This is a genomic window from Microbacterium sp. Ru50 (assembly GCF_002920555.1).
GTDB classification, from domain to species: domain Bacteria; phylum Actinomycetota; class Actinomycetes; order Actinomycetales; family Microbacteriaceae; genus Microbacterium; species Microbacterium arborescens.
This window is the reverse complement of sequence record NZ_PQSV01000004.1, coordinates 65,554-80,236: the sequence shown is the minus strand read 5'-3', so window position 1 is coordinate 80,236 and position 14,683 is coordinate 65,554. Positions and strand designations below refer to the sequence as shown.

Genomic DNA, 14,683 nt, shown 5'->3' with positions numbered 1-14,683 from the left:
TCCGCGGGTGCGGGCTGTGCCCCGAATGCGTAGTCCGCGCCCGCGGATCCAGTGCGGGAGGACCGATCGGTCGCTCCTACGCTGTGAGGCGATCGAGGGGGGAGGTGCAGCGTGAGCTACGAGCGCTACCCGAGTGCGCCGGGAACGCCGCCCCCCTCGTCGCGTCGGCCGGGCGAACCCTTCGCGGGCCGCCCAGCCGACACTCTCGCCCTCGAGTCGGTCGTGCTGAAGCGATACGAGCTCGCACGCGGCGCCGAGCGCGTCGTGCCGACGAGTGAGTCCCCCGTCCTGCATTGCATGCTCGTCGCGGCCGGGAGCGTGAGTGTCGCACCGACGCTCGATTCGCGCCGACGCCATCGTGCCGACGCTGGCCGGGGTCTCTTCCTGCGCTCGCGCTCCGACTATCTGCTCGCCTGGTCGGATGAGGCTGAGGTCATCGTGGTGTCGGCACCCGAGGCCGTGGTCGCCGCCTTCGGCGCTCCTCTCGACGAGAGCGACGGACCGCTGTTCGCGGGCGACTCGGCGCTGGTCACCCCCGCGACCGCCTACTTCCGTTCCCTGCTGTCCGGGGCGGCCCGGCCCGGACGTGTGGCGACCTACGCCCTGTCGCGGTTGAGCGAGGAGATGGTCGGCAGCCTGTTCCTCGAGCGAGCGAGCGTGGGAGCGGGGCCGGTCAAGGTGCAGCCCTCGCTCTACCGCCGCGCCCTCGCCCTCATCGCCTCGCGGCGCGCCGACTCCGAGCTGACGGTGCCGTCGCTCGCGGCCGAGCTCGCGGTGTCCCCCCGGCATCTGCAGCGGGCGTTCTCTGAGCAGGGCACCTCGCCCGCTATGGAGATCCGTCGCCTTCGCGTCGAGCTCGCCGTGCAGCTGCTGACGGAACAGCGCTACGACGTGCTGTCAGTCGAGGAGGTGTCGCGATTCGCCGGCTTCACGAGCGCCGACGATCTTCGCCGAGCGTTCCGGCTGCAAGGGGAGCCCTCGCCGACCCGAGTGCGTGCGCAGCGCCGGGCCCCGCGCACCGACCGGCGCGGTCTGCATGCTCTGCCCGCGCTCGCGGCGCCCGCGGCGCCCGCGTGAGGCCGACGCCTACGGCATCCCCCATCGGGTCACCGGCCAGAAGCGGAAGAATGCTTCGCCGATGATCTGTTCCCTATCCACCGGTCGTGCGCACGAGGCGGTGTCGGCGCTGGCACCGCCTCGGCAGGCCGCGAGCGAGTCGGCGGAGTTCGCGCGGCTGTCGCCCAGAAGAAGGTACTCGTCGGAACCGAGGTGGATGGGAGGGAAGCAGCGCGACGAACGGGGGGCGGTGTCGCAATCGAGCACACCGGACTCGAACGGAAGATCGTGCGTGACGTAGGGCTCGTCGAGCGGCTCGTCGTCGATCGTCAGTCGGCCCACGGCGTCGCAGCACGCGACCGTCTCACCGGGGCCGGCGACGATGCGCTTGACCAGTGCGTCGCCGTTGCTCGGGCCGAAGCCGAAGACGTCGCCGAACCACCCGGCGGCCGCGCGCCACGGGCTCTTCTCTGCCCGTGGTGCGTCGCGCCATGACTCGGGGCGCTCGAACACGACGACGTCGCCGCGGCTCGGAGGGCCGGCGATGCCGAGACGGTCGACGAGGATGCGATCGCCCGGCATGAGGGTCTGCTCCATCGAGGCGGAAGGCACCTGGTACACCTTGACGGCGAACGACTGCACGAGCGCGATCACCAGCACTGCCGCCGTGAGGTGTGCGAGTGGATGGCTCGCTGCACGTCGCCAACGTCGGCGTGCCGGGGCGGCGTCGGGCGAGGCCGTCACGGTTCAGCGCCGGGCGCGGCGTGCTCGCCGCCCATCGGGCAGGACCTGCCCGCCGACCGTGACGACACGTGAAACCGCTGCGGTCGCCGGCGTCGGAGCCAGATCGGGCACGGTGTCGGCATCCTCGGTGCGGTAGTAGGCGCCGGTGTACTGGTAGCCGTAGTACGCCGCGCCGCTGCCCTTGCGCGGCACACGGTTCAGGACGACACCGAGAGCACGGCCGCCGGCGCGCTCGAGATTCTGCTGCGCCTTCTTCAACGCGTCGAAGGTGGTGCGGCCCACGGTGGTGACGATGATCGCCCCGTCGGTGCGGTTGGTGAGGACCGCGGCATCCGTCACCGGGATCAGCGGCGGTGCGTCGACGATGACCACGGCGTCGCGACTGAGGGTCTCCATGAGGTCGCGCATGCGCTGGGATCCCAAGATCTCGCTGGGATTCGGCGGGATCTTGCCGGCAGCCACGACCCGCAGCGAGCCCGACCGGCCGACCGGCTGCGCGACGTCGTCGAACGTGGCACGGCCCGCCAGGATGTCGGTCAGGCCGGCGTCACCGATGAGGTGGAAGATCGTCGCGACCATCGGCCGGCGCAGGTCGCCGTCGATCAGGACGACCCGCTGCCCGCTGGCCGAGAGCGTGATGGCGAGGTTCGCGGCCGTCGTCGACTTGCCCTCGCCGGGGAGGGGGCTGGTGACGACCAGGATGCGGGGCGGGTTGTCGACGTCCATGAACTGGATGTTGGTGCGCAGCTCACGCACGGCCTCGGAGACCGCGTACAGGTGCACGTTCCTGCTCGACGACGTGTTCGCTCCGTCGAACGGGATCAGCCGGTTCTCTGCGGTGAAGGACTTCTCCTCGGGGATCGCGCCGACGACGTTGAGCCCCGTCTCCCGCTCGACGCCCTCGGCGGAGCGGATGCGGCGATCCAGCGTGAATCGCAGCAGAGCGTAACCGATGCCCACGACGAGGCCCACGAGGCCACCGATGGCCAGCGCGAGGCGGACGTTCGGGGAGCTGGGGGTGGTGGGAAGACGCGCCGAGTCGGCGGTGACGAGCGTGATGCCCGGGTTCACACCCGTGCCGCCGGACTCGATGTTCTCGATCTCGATCTGCATGCCGCGGATCCAAGCCCCCGCGAGGTCGCGCGCCGCCTCCGGGGTCGGCCCCGTTGCGTCTACCTTGATGACGACGGTGTCGAGCGGGTTCGAGACCGAGACGCGGCGAACGAGGCTCTCCGGGCTCACATCCAGGCCGAGCTCTTCACGAGCATGCTCGCCGACGGCGCGCCAGGTGCCGACGTCGACGTAGGACTTGACCTTCGACTTCGCGAGGTTGTCGCTGACGTACTCCGAGCTGCTGTCGTTCTGCCCCTCGGCTTTGACCGGCGTCACATAGCCGCTCGCATCGGCGGTGTAGACCTTGGGCTGGATCAGCGTCCAGGCGAACGCGACGACGACGCCGAGGATGAGGCACAACGACAGCGCGATCCAGTGCGCCCGCAGGATCCGCAGATAATCTCTCAGTTCCACCGTGGTCCCCCCGGCTCGATGCTCGTGTTTCGAGTGTTCAGCGTCATGGCCCCCAGTGCTCGCGGCAGGGAGTGGGCTCCGCGGCCCCAGCGCCGCAGGCGTGCTGCGGTGCGCCCGACTGTCGTGTCGACGGTCTCGGGCCGGCTCAGGAGGAGATCGGAGCGGCTCGGCCAGATCGCGCGGGACGCGATGACGGCTCGGTCCAGGCCGCGAGCGTCGCGCAGAGCCGCAAACCAGAAGTACGATCCGAACGATCCCGAAGCGACTCGCTCGCGCCACCGACGCGCTGCAGCCGACTCACGCTCGTGAGGATCGACGGGCACGACCACGCCCATGCGCCGGAACACCTCAGCCAGCGTCACTGTCGTTCCGGTCCTCGACGCGAGTCCGGGCAGGTGCGCCCGTTCAGCGGGTGTCAGGACGACGTTCACAAGAGCATCGAGTTCGGCGGCGTGACGAGCCTGTCGTCGAGTGCCGCGCAGGGAGTGGAGCGCGAGAATGACGATGTTGGACAGGCGCGAAGGCACGGTGCAGGAGCGCTGAGCGAACACGCTGGTCTCGTGCTCGGTCCAGAGGGCGTCGAATGCGGCACCGGGGTCGACGAGCATGCCCGGGTAGTGGCGGTGCACGTCGAGGTCGCACGGCCAGTAGGGGTGGAGGAACGTGCGCGAGTGGACGCTCGTGAGCCGTCCGATGAGCGGTGCCGGGCGCTCCTGCCATCCGCGCGCGACGATCTCGGCGCAGAGCCGGTCGAACGCGACCGGATCGACGAGGACGTCGACGTCGGAGGACGTGCGTTCGGCGCGCAGTCCCTGTCGCGACAGCGTCGGCCCCTTGAGGAAGAGCACGCGGACACCGAGGCCGTCGGCGAGTTCCTGCACCCATGCATGACCGAGGTCGACGCCGCTGCGAAGAGCGAGGTTCAGCGCTGTCTGATGTGGGGGCATGTGTCTCTCGGGTCGGTGGTGGGGCTCATTATCCCGACAGCCCGCGCCTTCCGATCAGCGTCCCAGCGACAGATCCCAGAGCCGATCAGCGTCTGAGCGACACGATCGCCTCGCCAGGCAGTGCTGGGGCGACATCGCGCCCTCTCATGCGGTCACGGCCGTCACCGCGGCGTCAGGAGAAGCGTCGTGACGAACACTCCCAGAGCCACGATGACGACCACGACGACGACGATGGCCCAGCCCGGAAGTCCGCCGTAGTCGCGGGTCCACCAGGACTGGCTGCCGTAATCGGAACGCCGTGATCGCTTCATGGCGGCAACGGTACGCCCGGTTCGGGCCTGATCGGATGTCGGGCGGGTTACAAGTCGAGGATGATCGCGAGGGAGAACAGGAGGGTGCTCGCGATGGCGGTGAGCATGACGGCCAGCCCCCAGCCGGGAAGACCGCCGTACTCTCGACGCCACCACGACGTGTGTCCATCGTGTCCGCGGCGTGCCCGCGTGCTCGTGGTCACAGGATGCCGGCGCCCAGCGGAACGCTGATCGACGTCTGAGCCTGGTACGTGGGGCCGCTCGCGAAGGCCACCGTCAGCGTGACCGGGAAGGTCGCAAGGGCGCTCACCGCGATTCCGGAGTTGGATCCGGACAGGCCGAACTCGACGGGGATGCTCAGCGTCCCGTTCGAGGGCACGGACACGGCGCGGGTCGTGACGAGGGTGGTCACCGGGAAGCCCACGCGCGCCCCGAGGAGTGTGTTGTAGCTGACCGCGTTCTGCGCTGCGACATCGGTGCCCCCCAGCGTGGCGACGCCGAACCCACGGGCGCGGCCGACGGGCAGATTGAGCCCTGAAGGACGACCGACGACGATCGTGATCGTCGCGGTGTCGTCGATGGCTCCGGCCCCGTTGGTGATCGTGAACTGGGTGGGCACAGTGATGAGCGCACCGGCCTGGACGGCACTGGCGCCGTCGAGCACCCGCAGGCTCAGCAGACCTGTCTCGTCGTCGGTCCACGCGAGTCCCGCGTTCTGGACGGAGGCGGATGCGAGCGGCGCGGCGACGCTGAGGGCGATGACGGGGGCAGCCCACGCGACACCCTTCATGAGCGTCCGGCGGTTCACGCCGGCGTCGGGCGCGGGGGTGATTTCGGGAGCGTTGTCGGCAGGGCCGTCGGTCAGCGACATGGTGTTCTCCTGGTAAACGTGCATCGGGTCTGCCCGAAGCGTTGCGCTTACGCGATGGAGCGGTGACGAGAATGACGGAATCCGGCGGCATCCGTCACAGATCGGTCGCCAGGCGTCAGACGCGACTCCCCGCCCCGGGGGCGAGTGCGCTCGATGGAGCAGCTGCGGGGTGGCGCTCAGCGACAATTGCGTGACGTCGTGCGACACGCGTCGCCCGGTCGCCGGGGAGTGCACCGCGGGGGTGGTGACAATGAGGAGAACGGGAGGGGGCAGCCGTGCGTGATCTCATCGCTGGGGACGGTGCATCCGATAGCTGGTCACGAGGTCCGCGACGACTCGACGTCATCTCGACCCAGGGTGTGCGCGTGGCTCACATCGAACTGCGTCGCGTGCAGCTGGGCCCGGGGGCGGTCACGCTTTCGCCGCTGCGAGAGGAATCAGCGCTCGTCGTGTTCCCCTCGGACGGCGGCGCGTTGATGAGTCGTGCTCCGATCACCGAGCCTGCGCGGCGGCTCGAGACGGGCGAAGCGATCTTCCTGTCGACGCGCGTGCCGCACATGGCGTGGTGGGAGGAGGAGATCACCCTCCTCGTCGTGAACGTGTCAGCCCGGGAGGAACCGGCGAGGGTCCTCCCGGACACGCATCTCGTCGAACCCACGCGACGCTACCTCGAGTCGCTCCTCGACACCGACGCGGGCGTCGACGCGGCGACGCAGCATTCTCTCGCCTGCGCGGCGGAGCACATGATCGACAGCCTGTTCGCCGAGCGCGCGGCCCGGGAATGGGTGCGCTCACGAATACCGATGTCGCTGTTCTCGCAGGCCTCATCGATGATGGCGGCGACCCGCGCCGACCCGTCCGTCACGCCCGAGTCGATCGCGGCGCACCTGGCGGTGTCGATGCGGCACCTGCAGCGCGCCTTCCAGGCGCACGCGACATCGCCCTCGGGCGAGCTGCGGCGGCTCCGGCTGGACCTCGCGGTGCAGCTGTTGCGAGCCGACCGCGACCGCGCGCTCACGGTCGCCGAGGTAGCCAGCCGGGCCGGCTTCCACAGCATCGATGCGTTTCGCCGTGCGCTCCGTATCGAGAACCTGCCCTCGCCGACGGAGCTGCGCGACTCCGACATCCGCGTCGAGAACCCGCGACGCAACGGGTGGCGACTGCTGGGCGTCCCGGGAACATCGGGCCGTGCGACGTCGGATCAGGGGCGCCCCATACCCCGGTAGTCCCAGCCGGCTGCACGCCAGGCGGCGGCGTCGAGGCAGTTGCGGCCGTCGACGATGAGCCGGCCGGAGGTGAGGGTCGCGGCGTGGGCCGGGTCGAGCTGACGGCGGTACTCATCCCACTCGGTGACGACGATGACGGCGTCGGCGGCGCGCAGCGCCTCGTCGCGGTCCTCGACGTAGTTGAGCTGCGGGTGGATGCGGCGGGCGTTCTCGATCGCTTCGGGGTCGGTCACGGTGACCCATGCCCCGAGGCCGTGCAGCCGGACGGCGACGTCGAGGGCAGGGGAGTCGCGGGTGTCATCGCTGTGCGGCTTGAAGGCGGCGCCGAGGACGGTGATGTTCTTCTTGAACACCGATCCGCCGAAGGCGTCGACCACGAGGTCGACGGCGCGATCGCGCCGGCGCATGTTGATGGCGTCGATCTCGCGGAGGAACGCGACGGACTCGCCACGGCCGAGCTCCTCGGCGCGGGCCGAGAAGGCGCGGATGTCCTTCGGCAGGCAGCCGCCGCCGAAGCCGATGCCCGCTCCGAGGAAGCGGCGGCCGATACGGGCGTCGTGCCCGATCGCGTCGGCGAGCGTCGTGACGTCGGCGCCGGTGACCTCGGCGATCTCGGCCATGGCGTTGATGAAGCTGATCTTCGTCGCGAGGAAGGCGTTGGCGGCGACCTTGACGAGCTCGGCGGTAGCGAGGTCGGTGACGATGAACGGCGTGTTCTTGGCGACCGAGGGGTGGTACACCTCGCGCAGGATGTCGGCGGCGCGCTCGCCCTCGGCGCCGGTGGGAACCCCCGCGACGAGACGGTCGGGGTCGACGGTGTCCTGCACCGCCCAGCCCTCGCGCAGGAACTCCGGGTTCCAGACGAGCGTGGCGCCGGTGGGGGTCACGCGCTCGGCGAGCGTGGCGGCGGTGCCGACGGGGACCGTCGACTTGCCCGCGACGATGTCGCCCTCGGCGAGGTGCGGGATGAGCGCGTCGACGGCGGCGTTGACGTAGGTGAGGTCGGCGGCGTAGCCGTCCTTCTGCTGCGGGGTGCCGACGCCGATGAAGTGGACGGCGGCGCCGGCGGCATCCGCCATGTCGGTCGAGAAGCGGAGTTGGCCCGACGCGAGACCCTCGCTCAGGATCTCCTGCAGACCGGGCTCGAAGAACGGTGCCTCTCCGTTCGAGAGGGAGGCGATCTTGCGCTCGTCGACGTCGATCCCGACGACCTCGTGCCCGATCGATGCCATCGCCGCGGCGTGGACCGCTCCGAGGTAACCGCAACCGATGACCGACAGACGCATGGTGCTCGCTCTCCGCGGCCCCGAGCGGACCGCCACACATTCCTATCAAGAACGCATGACGGATGTGTAAACCGCTCCCGTGAACGACGGTGTCGCAGCGCGGCCCTCGGTCGTCGCAGCGCGCGTAGCCTCGGTGCATGCATCCCGTCACGCTCACGCTGTCGCACGACTTCGCCGACGCGTTGCCCGCGCTCGCGCGGCCGTGGTCGGCCGACCCGGCGCCGGAACCGCGGCTGCTCGTGCTCAACGAGGGGCTCGCCGGCGAGCTCGGACTGGATGCCGGGTTCCTGCGCAGCCCCGCGGGGGTCGACCTCCTCGTGGGCGCCGCGCTGCCCGACGGTGCGCAGCCGGTCGCGCAGGCGTATGCCGGTCACCAGTTCGGGGGGTTCTCGCCCCGCCTGGGTGACGGCCGGGCGCTGCTGCTCGGCGAGCTGACCGCACCCGACGGCTCGTTCCGCGATCTGCACCTCAAGGGTTCCGGGCCGACGCCCTTCGCGCGCGCGGGTGACGGGCTCGCCGCGGTCGGCCCGATGCTGCGCGAGTACGTCATGAGCGAGGCCATGCACGCCCTTGGCATCCCGACGACCCGCTCGCTCGCCGTCGTCGCGACCGGGCGCGAGGTGCAGCGCGAGACGGCGCTCCCGGGCGCCGTGCTGGTGCGGACCGCATCGAGTCATCTGCGCGTGGGCAGCGTCGAGTTCGCGCGGGGGACCGGCGACATCGCGGTGCTGCGTTCCGTCGTCGACTATGCGATCGCGCGGCACCACCCCGAGGCGGCGGGCGAGGAGATCGCCGCGCTGGGGCTGTTCCGCGCGGTCGTTCGGGCACAGGCCGACCTCGTGGCCCGATGGATGCTGGTCGGCTTCATCCACGGCGTGATGAACACCGACAACATGACCCTCTCGGGCGAGACGATCGACTACGGTCCGTGCGCGTTCCTCGACGCGTACGACCCGGCGACCGTCTACAGCTCGATCGACACCGGCGGGCGCTACGCCTACGGCAACCAGCCCTACATCGCGGAGTGGAACCTCGCCCGGCTCGCCGAGGCGATGCTGCCGCTGTTCGACGACGAGCTCGAACGCGCGGTCGAGCTGGCGCAGGGCGTGCTGGCGGAGTTCCGGCCCCGGTTCGCCCAGGCACGGGCCGCCGGCATGCGGCGCAAGCTCGGCCTCGCCGATGCGCGAATCTCCGATGAGCACGTCGAGGCGCTCGCCGGCGACTTCCACGAGATGCTCGAGCGGAAGAGCGCGGACTACACCTCGACGTTCCGGTCGCTGGCGGATGCCGCGCGAGGCGACGCCGCCGGCCTCGAGGCGGCGCTCGGCGGGGACGCGGCGCTGGTCGGCTGGTTGGGCCGGTGGCGGGCCCACGATCCCGACGCCGAGGTGATGGATGGCGCGAATCCGATCTACGTGCCGCGGAACCACCTCGTCGAGGAGGCGCTCGCCGCGGCGACCTCCGGGGACCTCGAGCCGCTCGGCTGGCTGACGACGGTCCTGTCGACGCCGTTCACAGCGCGCCCGGGCGCGGAGCGGTACGCTCAGCCCGCAGGTCCGGACTTCGCGGCCGGCTACCAGACGTTCTGCGGGACCTGACCGGAGCGTAACGCGACGCCGCCGATCCGCATTGCGACGCCCGCGCCGCGCGGATCGCGGATCTCGAGGGTCAGCTGTCGGCCCGGACGGTGCAGGCACCCGTTGCTCAGGCACCCGTTGCTCAGGCGCCTGTTGCTCAGGCGCCGGCATCCGTGTACTACGACAACTGCACGGCGGCCCGGTATGCAGGTGCCGCCCCCGTCCGAGCGGGTGACCCCGGTTACGGGCGGCACCTCGACCGCGACGGCGACGGCATCGGCTGCGAGTAGGCAGGGCTCCCCGGGCTCAGGGCACCTTGTGCCCGGCGGCTTGGATGAGTCCGTACCACTCGCCCCGCGTCAGGGGGATGTCGCTGCCCTCGGCGGCATCCGCGACGCGCTGAGGATTCGTCGTGCCGAGCACGACCTGCATCCCGGCGGGGTGGCGGGTGATCCACGCGGTCGCGATGGCGGTCGGGGTGACGCCGTACTTGGCGGCCAGTTCGTCGAGCTTGGCGTTGAGCTCGGGGTACTCCTCGGCGCCGAAGATGACGCCGTCGAAGAAGCCCTTCTGGAACGGCGACCACGCCTGGAGCGTGATGCCGTTGACACGCGAGTAGTCGACGAGTCCGCCGCCGTCGCGGGTGATCGAGTCGTCTTCGCCGGCCATGTTCGACGCGAGCCCTTGGGCGATGATCGTCGAGTGCGTGATCGACAGCTGCACCTGGTTCGCGACGAGCGGCTGGGTCACCGCCGTCTTCAACAGGTCGATCTGACGGGGCGTGTGATTCGAGACGCCGAAGGCGCGCACCTTGCCCGATGACTCGAGGTGGTCGAACGCGCGGGCGACTTCGTCGGGTTCGACGAGAGCGTCGGGACGATGGAGCAGCAGCACGTCGATGCGGTCGGTGCCGAGCGCTTCGAGCGACTCCTCGGCGGAGGTCACGATGTGCTCGTACGAGTGGTCGAAGTGCCAGTCGTCGGCGACGATGCCGGTCTTGGTCTGCAACGTGATCTCGTCGCGCTCGGATGCCGTGAGCTTGAGCGCTTCGGTGAAGCGCCGCTCGCACGCGTGGCGCGAGGAGCCATAGAGGTCGGCGTGGTCGAAGAAGTCGACACCGACCTCGCGGCAGCGGTCGTAGAGGGCTCGGATGTCGTCGTCGGAGAGCTCCTCGATCCTCATCATGCCCGCGACGACGTTGGGGACCTGGATGTTGCTCCGACCGAGGGGGACGCTGCGCATGATTCTCCGTTGATTCAGGGGCGGGACGGTGGTGCTGCTCTATCAGTATGCGCGCCGGACCGTGCCACGATGGGAGAGTGCCGGTCGTCGAGTCGCGTTGCGTCGTGCCTGTGCCCGCCGACGTCGCGTTCGCGGTGTCGCAGACGCAGGGCACGGTGCGGAAGCGGTGGGATCCATTCATTCGGCGACAGCACCTGATCGGGGCGGAACGGCCCGCGAAGGGCGTCCGCACGTACACGGTGCAGCGCTTCGGGCTGGCAATGGAGAGCGAGTACGTCTCGTACAACCCGCCGTCGAACGTCGGGATGAAGATGACGAAAGGTTCGTGGTTCTTCGCGCGTATGGGCGGCGGGTGGCGGTTCAGTCCGGTCGAGGGCGACCCATCGCGTTCGTTGGCCGTGTGGCGCTACAACTTCGCCTGCCGCCCCGCGTGGCTCGCGCCGCTCGCGGAGCGCATCGGCAGCGTCATCCTGCAGCGCGACATCGACCGACGGATCGCCGGCTTCGCGCGCGGATGCGAGGATCCCGTCGTGCTCGCTGAAGCGGAGCGCCTCCGGATCGTATAGACGGCCGCGCCGAGGGGCGCCGGCGAGTTCGTGAAGAGCCCGGGTCAGAAGGGCGGTGGCTCGTCCCTGCCTGCCCCGGGTGGCGGACCGGCGGGATCGGGAACGAAGCACACGGACGGAACCGGCACGTCTTCTCGGTAGATCCGGCCGAGGGGTGAGGTCCATTCGAGAACCCCGCCGCCGATCTGTCTGACTTCCCATTTCGTGAATTGCTTCATCGAATGGTGCCGCTGGCACAGGTGGGCGAGGTTGAAGATGTGGGTGTGCCCGCCGAGGGCGTAGTCGATGGTGTGGTCGAGCTCGCAGCGGATCGCCGCCCTCCGGCATCCGGGGAACCGGCAGTGCTGATCTCTCGCCTTGAGCAGTCTGCTCATCGCCGCGGTGGGTCGGTAGGTGTCGACCTCGACCGGTGTGCGGGTGATGGGATCGATGAAGAGCCGGTTCCAGATTCTCGCGCGGCCGGCGAGCTTGCGGGCGGTGTCGGCGTCGATGAGCGCGGCGCCTACCAGTTCGGCGGGGGCCTCGTCGGCGCCGGTCACCGTCTCAGAGGTCAGCGTCACCTGTACCTGCGCCCGGATCGCACCCAGCGGCCCCGCGGCGTCGCTGCCAGAGGTGGGGTCGACGACCGGAGCGCCGCCGAGCAGCAGGTCGCCGAGGATGTCGGCGCGCAGCTGATCCATCGTGCGAACGTCGGGCGCCGCGGCATCCGCATCCGCAGACTCCGCACCCGCGGCACCATCACCCGCAACGGCAACTCCCGGCGCAGCATCCGCGGGTGGAGACCCGGCGGTGGCGCGCGCATCCTTGACGGACTGCGCCATGGCGGTGAGGCGGTCGTGGATGCCTGCGGCGATGACGGTCGGCAGGGTGGCGCCGAGCTCGGACATGCCGTCGGTGCCGTTGGTCACCCAGACGCGTCGCTTCGCCGTTGCCGTGCGGTGCCGCTCGGCGAAGGACTCGGATCCCATCCGCGCAGCCAGGTTGCGGAGCGCCTCGCGCACCCGTGACGCGATGTCACGCTCGCAGATCGAGATCGCCTGCAGCGCGTAGTCGTCGCGGATGTCGTCGGCGAGGCCGCATCCCATCCGGACGACCGCATCGACATGGTCGCGCGTGATGCGCTGCTGCTCCCACGCCTCGAAGACAGCGGGGTAATCGTCGACGATGGTCAGTGCGTGGTCGATCTCGCTCTGCGCGCGACGGTCGTGCGAGCGTCGCACCCCGGCGACCTCGGCGGCGATCGAGCGCATCTCCATGTCGGAGCCCATACCGCGCGGTCGCGTTCGCGAGCGCGCTGCCTGCCGGAGGGCGCTGCGCCCCGCCTCGGCGAGAGCGCGCGTCATCGCGATGTGGGCCGCGTGAAGCAGCTCGTCTGCTTCGGAGACCCGGTCGACGACACCGGCGTATGGCGACGCCGACGAGCCGGCCTGCGGATCGTATGAGCTGTCGCCGTTCGATGCCATGTTCCCATTCTGCCCAGGGGTCGGACATTGACATCGAATATCCGTACATTTGTGGAGAAGTTTCTCGCTGTCGAATTGTGGAGGAATCGGCGGCCTCTGTCGGACGGCGCACGCAGCGAAATGCGGGCGGAGCGAAATGGCGCAGTGAAAGCATGTGCGGGGCACCGCCCCCCATGGTCGGTGCCCCGCACATCGTTCTCTCGATGAGCGTCAGTCGACGACTCGTCGTCTCGCGATCACCAGCCCGCCGGCCGCGAGAAGCGCCGCAGCCCACACAGCGAGCTCCCACGGCGCCGCACCGCCGGTCGATGCCAGAGCGCGCGTCTTCGCCGCCGACGCGACAGAACCCGCAGCCGAGGTCGCGCCGTCTCGGCCCTCCGACGCAGACCCGTCAACCCCAGCCCCAGACCCGTCAACCCCAGCGCCAGACCCAGACCCGGCACCCGCTCCGGCCCCAGCGCCAGGCCCACCCGGGCCACCGGTGGCGGGCGGAGTGGTCACCTCAGCGGCGCGCACCTCGACGGGGCTCCAGCCGAGCGTGCTGCCGTCGTCCGCGGTGAGTGCGAGGCGGTGGGCGCCCGCGGGGATGTCGGCGGGAAGGGCGAACGTCGCGATGCCGTCTGCCGTGACCGTGGCCACGCCCAGATATCGCGGCTCGGAGAACAGCCACCCGTGGATCGCCATACCCGCCAGCTCGCGTCCGACGTTCGCCGTCACCGTGGTGCCGGGGACGGATGCGCCGTTCACGACGACCCCGCCGCGGTTATCGCCGGTCAGCGCGTCGGGATCGGGCGCGGTCGGTCCGGTGACGGGACTCGTGGATGCCTGCACCGAGACGGGCGCGCTCTGCCCCGCGGCGTTCCGGGCGACGACCGTCAGCGTGTATGTCGTCGAGGGCTCGAGGCCGGTGAACCCGAAGCGTCCGAGACCCTGCACGTCGTCGACCTCGCGCGTTTCGGTGCGGCCGCCGCCCGTGAGGGTCGCGGTGTAGGTGGTGGGCAGATAGAACGGCCAGACCCCCTCCGGGAACGGGTTCTGCAGCGGGGCCGCCCAGATCTCGCCGAGCAGCGCCGTGGGGCTACTGTCACGGATCGTCACCGTCGGCTCGCCGGGAACCTCCGGCACCGCGAATCGAATGTCGCGGGCGCCCGTCGAGCCGTGGCTGTTGTGCAGGCTCGCCTCGATCTCGTAAGTGCCCGGCTTCAGCCCGGTCAGGATGAAGACGGTTCGGGTCGTCGAGGTGCGCGTGATCGGCTCGCCGCCGTCCATGGGACGGACGATGAGCTCGTATCGCTCGATCGGTCCGCGCTCGCCGATCGGGCCGACGCCGATCTCTGCGCCATCGACCCGGATGCTGATCGTGACTCCCGTCTGCGGCGGCAGATCGGCGACACTGTCGTCGTCATCGTGGCCCGCACCGGACCCGTCGTCATTCACGTAGCCGGGCGCCGCACTGACCGCCGCGGGCTCAGCAGACTCGGGTGCGGGTGCGGGTGCGGGTGCGGGTGCGGGTGCGGGTGCGTATGCGGATGCGGATGCTTCGGCGGTGACGCGCTCCGCGGCATCCGGTTCCCCAACCGGCTCCGCGGCTTCCGGGTCCGCAACCAGCGCCTCAGCCATCACCTCGGCACCTGCCACCTCGACTTCGGCTGCCGCGGTCGGCCCCGCCGGATCAACGCCTCCGGCCGGTTCGTCGGCATGCGCCGGGAGCGCCATACCGGCGACGACGAGCGTCGCTGCGATCAGGGCGGCCGAGGCCGCGGCGAGGGAGGGATGTCTTCTCTTCATGGATCCTCATCGAGAGCGAATCGCGACCCGCGCCCCAGTCGGCGAGCCGTCGCTCTCACGCTGGCATCGGTCGCCCCAC

Annotated in this window: 15 protein-coding genes; 5 read left to right on the top strand and 10 right to left on the bottom strand. The window is 70.3% G+C overall.

Annotated elements, in window-relative coordinates:
- The first annotated feature begins 111 nt into the window (after positions 1-111).
- Positions 112-1,077 (top strand): helix-turn-helix domain-containing protein, encoded by a 966-nt coding sequence (locus C3481_RS13710; RefSeq protein WP_103842894.1) that lies wholly within the window; start codon positions 112-114, stop codon positions 1,075-1,077.
- 9 nt (positions 1,078-1,086) lie between these two features.
- Here the strand turns inward: C3481_RS13710 and lepB are convergent, their stop codons facing one another.
- From lepB to C3481_RS13690, 6 genes are all read right to left on the bottom strand, one after another.
- Complete coding sequence (gene lepB, locus C3481_RS13705; protein WP_103842892.1) at positions 1,087-1,800, bottom strand: signal peptidase I; 714 nt, start codon at positions 1,798-1,800, stop codon at positions 1,087-1,089.
- A gap of 3 nt (positions 1,801-1,803) precedes the next feature.
- Complete coding sequence (locus C3481_RS13700) at positions 1,804-3,327, bottom strand: polysaccharide biosynthesis tyrosine autokinase (RefSeq protein ID WP_064955443.1); 1,524 nt, start codon at positions 3,325-3,327, stop codon at positions 1,804-1,806.
- Positions 3,318-4,274 carry a nucleotidyltransferase family protein gene (locus tag C3481_RS13695; RefSeq protein ID WP_103842888.1) on the bottom strand — a complete coding sequence of 319 codons (957 nt, stop codon included), beginning with the start codon at positions 4,272-4,274 and terminating at the stop codon, positions 3,318-3,320. The genes C3481_RS13700 and C3481_RS13695 overlap by 10 nt, the downstream gene beginning before the upstream one ends.
- Positions 4,275-4,435: 161 nt before the next feature.
- Positions 4,436-4,585 carry a hypothetical protein gene (locus tag C3481_RS16570; protein ID WP_023954151.1) on the bottom strand — a complete coding sequence of 50 codons (150 nt, stop codon included), beginning with the start codon at positions 4,583-4,585 and terminating at the stop codon, positions 4,436-4,438.
- Positions 4,586-4,632: 47 nt separating this feature from the next.
- Positions 4,633-4,788: a hypothetical protein gene (locus tag C3481_RS16565; protein ID WP_157096448.1), complete on the bottom strand. Its 156-nt coding sequence runs from the start codon at positions 4,786-4,788 to the stop codon at positions 4,633-4,635.
- Positions 4,785-5,456 carry a hypothetical protein gene (locus C3481_RS13690; RefSeq protein WP_071919077.1) on the bottom strand — a complete coding sequence of 224 codons (672 nt, stop codon included), beginning with the start codon at positions 5,454-5,456 and terminating at the stop codon, positions 4,785-4,787. Before C3481_RS13690 ends, C3481_RS16565 begins: the two co-directional genes overlap by 4 nt.
- A gap of 365 nt (positions 5,457-5,821) precedes the next feature.
- On the opposite strand from C3481_RS13690, the gene C3481_RS13685 reads away from it, so the two are divergent.
- Positions 5,822-6,682 (top strand): helix-turn-helix transcriptional regulator, encoded by an 861-nt coding sequence (locus tag C3481_RS13685; protein WP_137750743.1) that lies wholly within the window; start codon positions 5,822-5,824, stop codon positions 6,680-6,682.
- Here the strand turns inward: C3481_RS13685 and C3481_RS13680 are convergent.
- Positions 6,658-7,968 (bottom strand): UDP-glucose/GDP-mannose dehydrogenase family protein, encoded by a 1,311-nt coding sequence (locus C3481_RS13680; RefSeq protein WP_103842886.1) that lies wholly within the window; start codon positions 7,966-7,968, stop codon positions 6,658-6,660. The two genes, C3481_RS13685 and C3481_RS13680, sit on opposite strands and share 25 nt — an antisense overlap.
- A gap of 137 nt (positions 7,969-8,105) precedes the next feature.
- On the opposite strand from C3481_RS13680, the gene C3481_RS13675 reads away from it, so the two are divergent.
- Positions 8,106-9,566 (top strand): YdiU family protein, encoded by a 1,461-nt coding sequence (locus C3481_RS13675; protein WP_103842884.1) that lies wholly within the window; start codon positions 8,106-8,108, stop codon positions 9,564-9,566.
- Positions 9,567-9,655: 89 nt separating this feature from the next.
- The gene (locus C3481_RS13670; protein WP_308457286.1) at positions 9,656-9,835 is read left to right on the top strand and encodes an excalibur calcium-binding domain-containing protein; all 180 of its coding nucleotides are present in this window, start codon (positions 9,656-9,658) and stop codon (positions 9,833-9,835) included.
- 16 nt (positions 9,836-9,851) lie between these two features.
- Here the strand turns inward: C3481_RS13670 and C3481_RS13665 are convergent, their stop codons facing one another.
- Positions 9,852-10,787 carry an aldo/keto reductase family oxidoreductase gene (locus tag C3481_RS13665; RefSeq protein WP_088380931.1) on the bottom strand — a complete coding sequence of 312 codons (936 nt, stop codon included), beginning with the start codon at positions 10,785-10,787 and terminating at the stop codon, positions 9,852-9,854.
- A gap of 77 nt (positions 10,788-10,864) precedes the next feature.
- Here C3481_RS13665 and C3481_RS13660 point away from each other — a divergent pair, with 77 nt between their 5' ends.
- On the top strand, positions 10,865-11,353 hold the full coding sequence (locus C3481_RS13660; RefSeq protein WP_064955436.1) for an SRPBCC family protein: 489 nt from the start codon (positions 10,865-10,867) through the stop codon (positions 11,351-11,353).
- A 44-nt stretch (positions 11,354-11,397) separates the two neighbouring features.
- On the opposite strand, the gene C3481_RS13655 is transcribed toward C3481_RS13660, so the two are convergent.
- Both C3481_RS13655 and C3481_RS13650 read right to left on the bottom strand, forming a co-directional pair.
- The gene (locus C3481_RS13655) at positions 11,398-12,816 is read right to left on the bottom strand and encodes an HNH endonuclease signature motif containing protein (protein WP_258039129.1); all 1,419 of its coding nucleotides are present in this window, start codon (positions 12,814-12,816) and stop codon (positions 11,398-11,400) included.
- A gap of 210 nt (positions 12,817-13,026) precedes the next feature.
- The gene (locus C3481_RS13650; RefSeq protein ID WP_103842882.1) at positions 13,027-14,604 is read right to left on the bottom strand and encodes a fibronectin type III domain-containing protein; all 1,578 of its coding nucleotides are present in this window, start codon (positions 14,602-14,604) and stop codon (positions 13,027-13,029) included.
- Positions 14,605-14,683 lie beyond the last annotated feature (79 nt).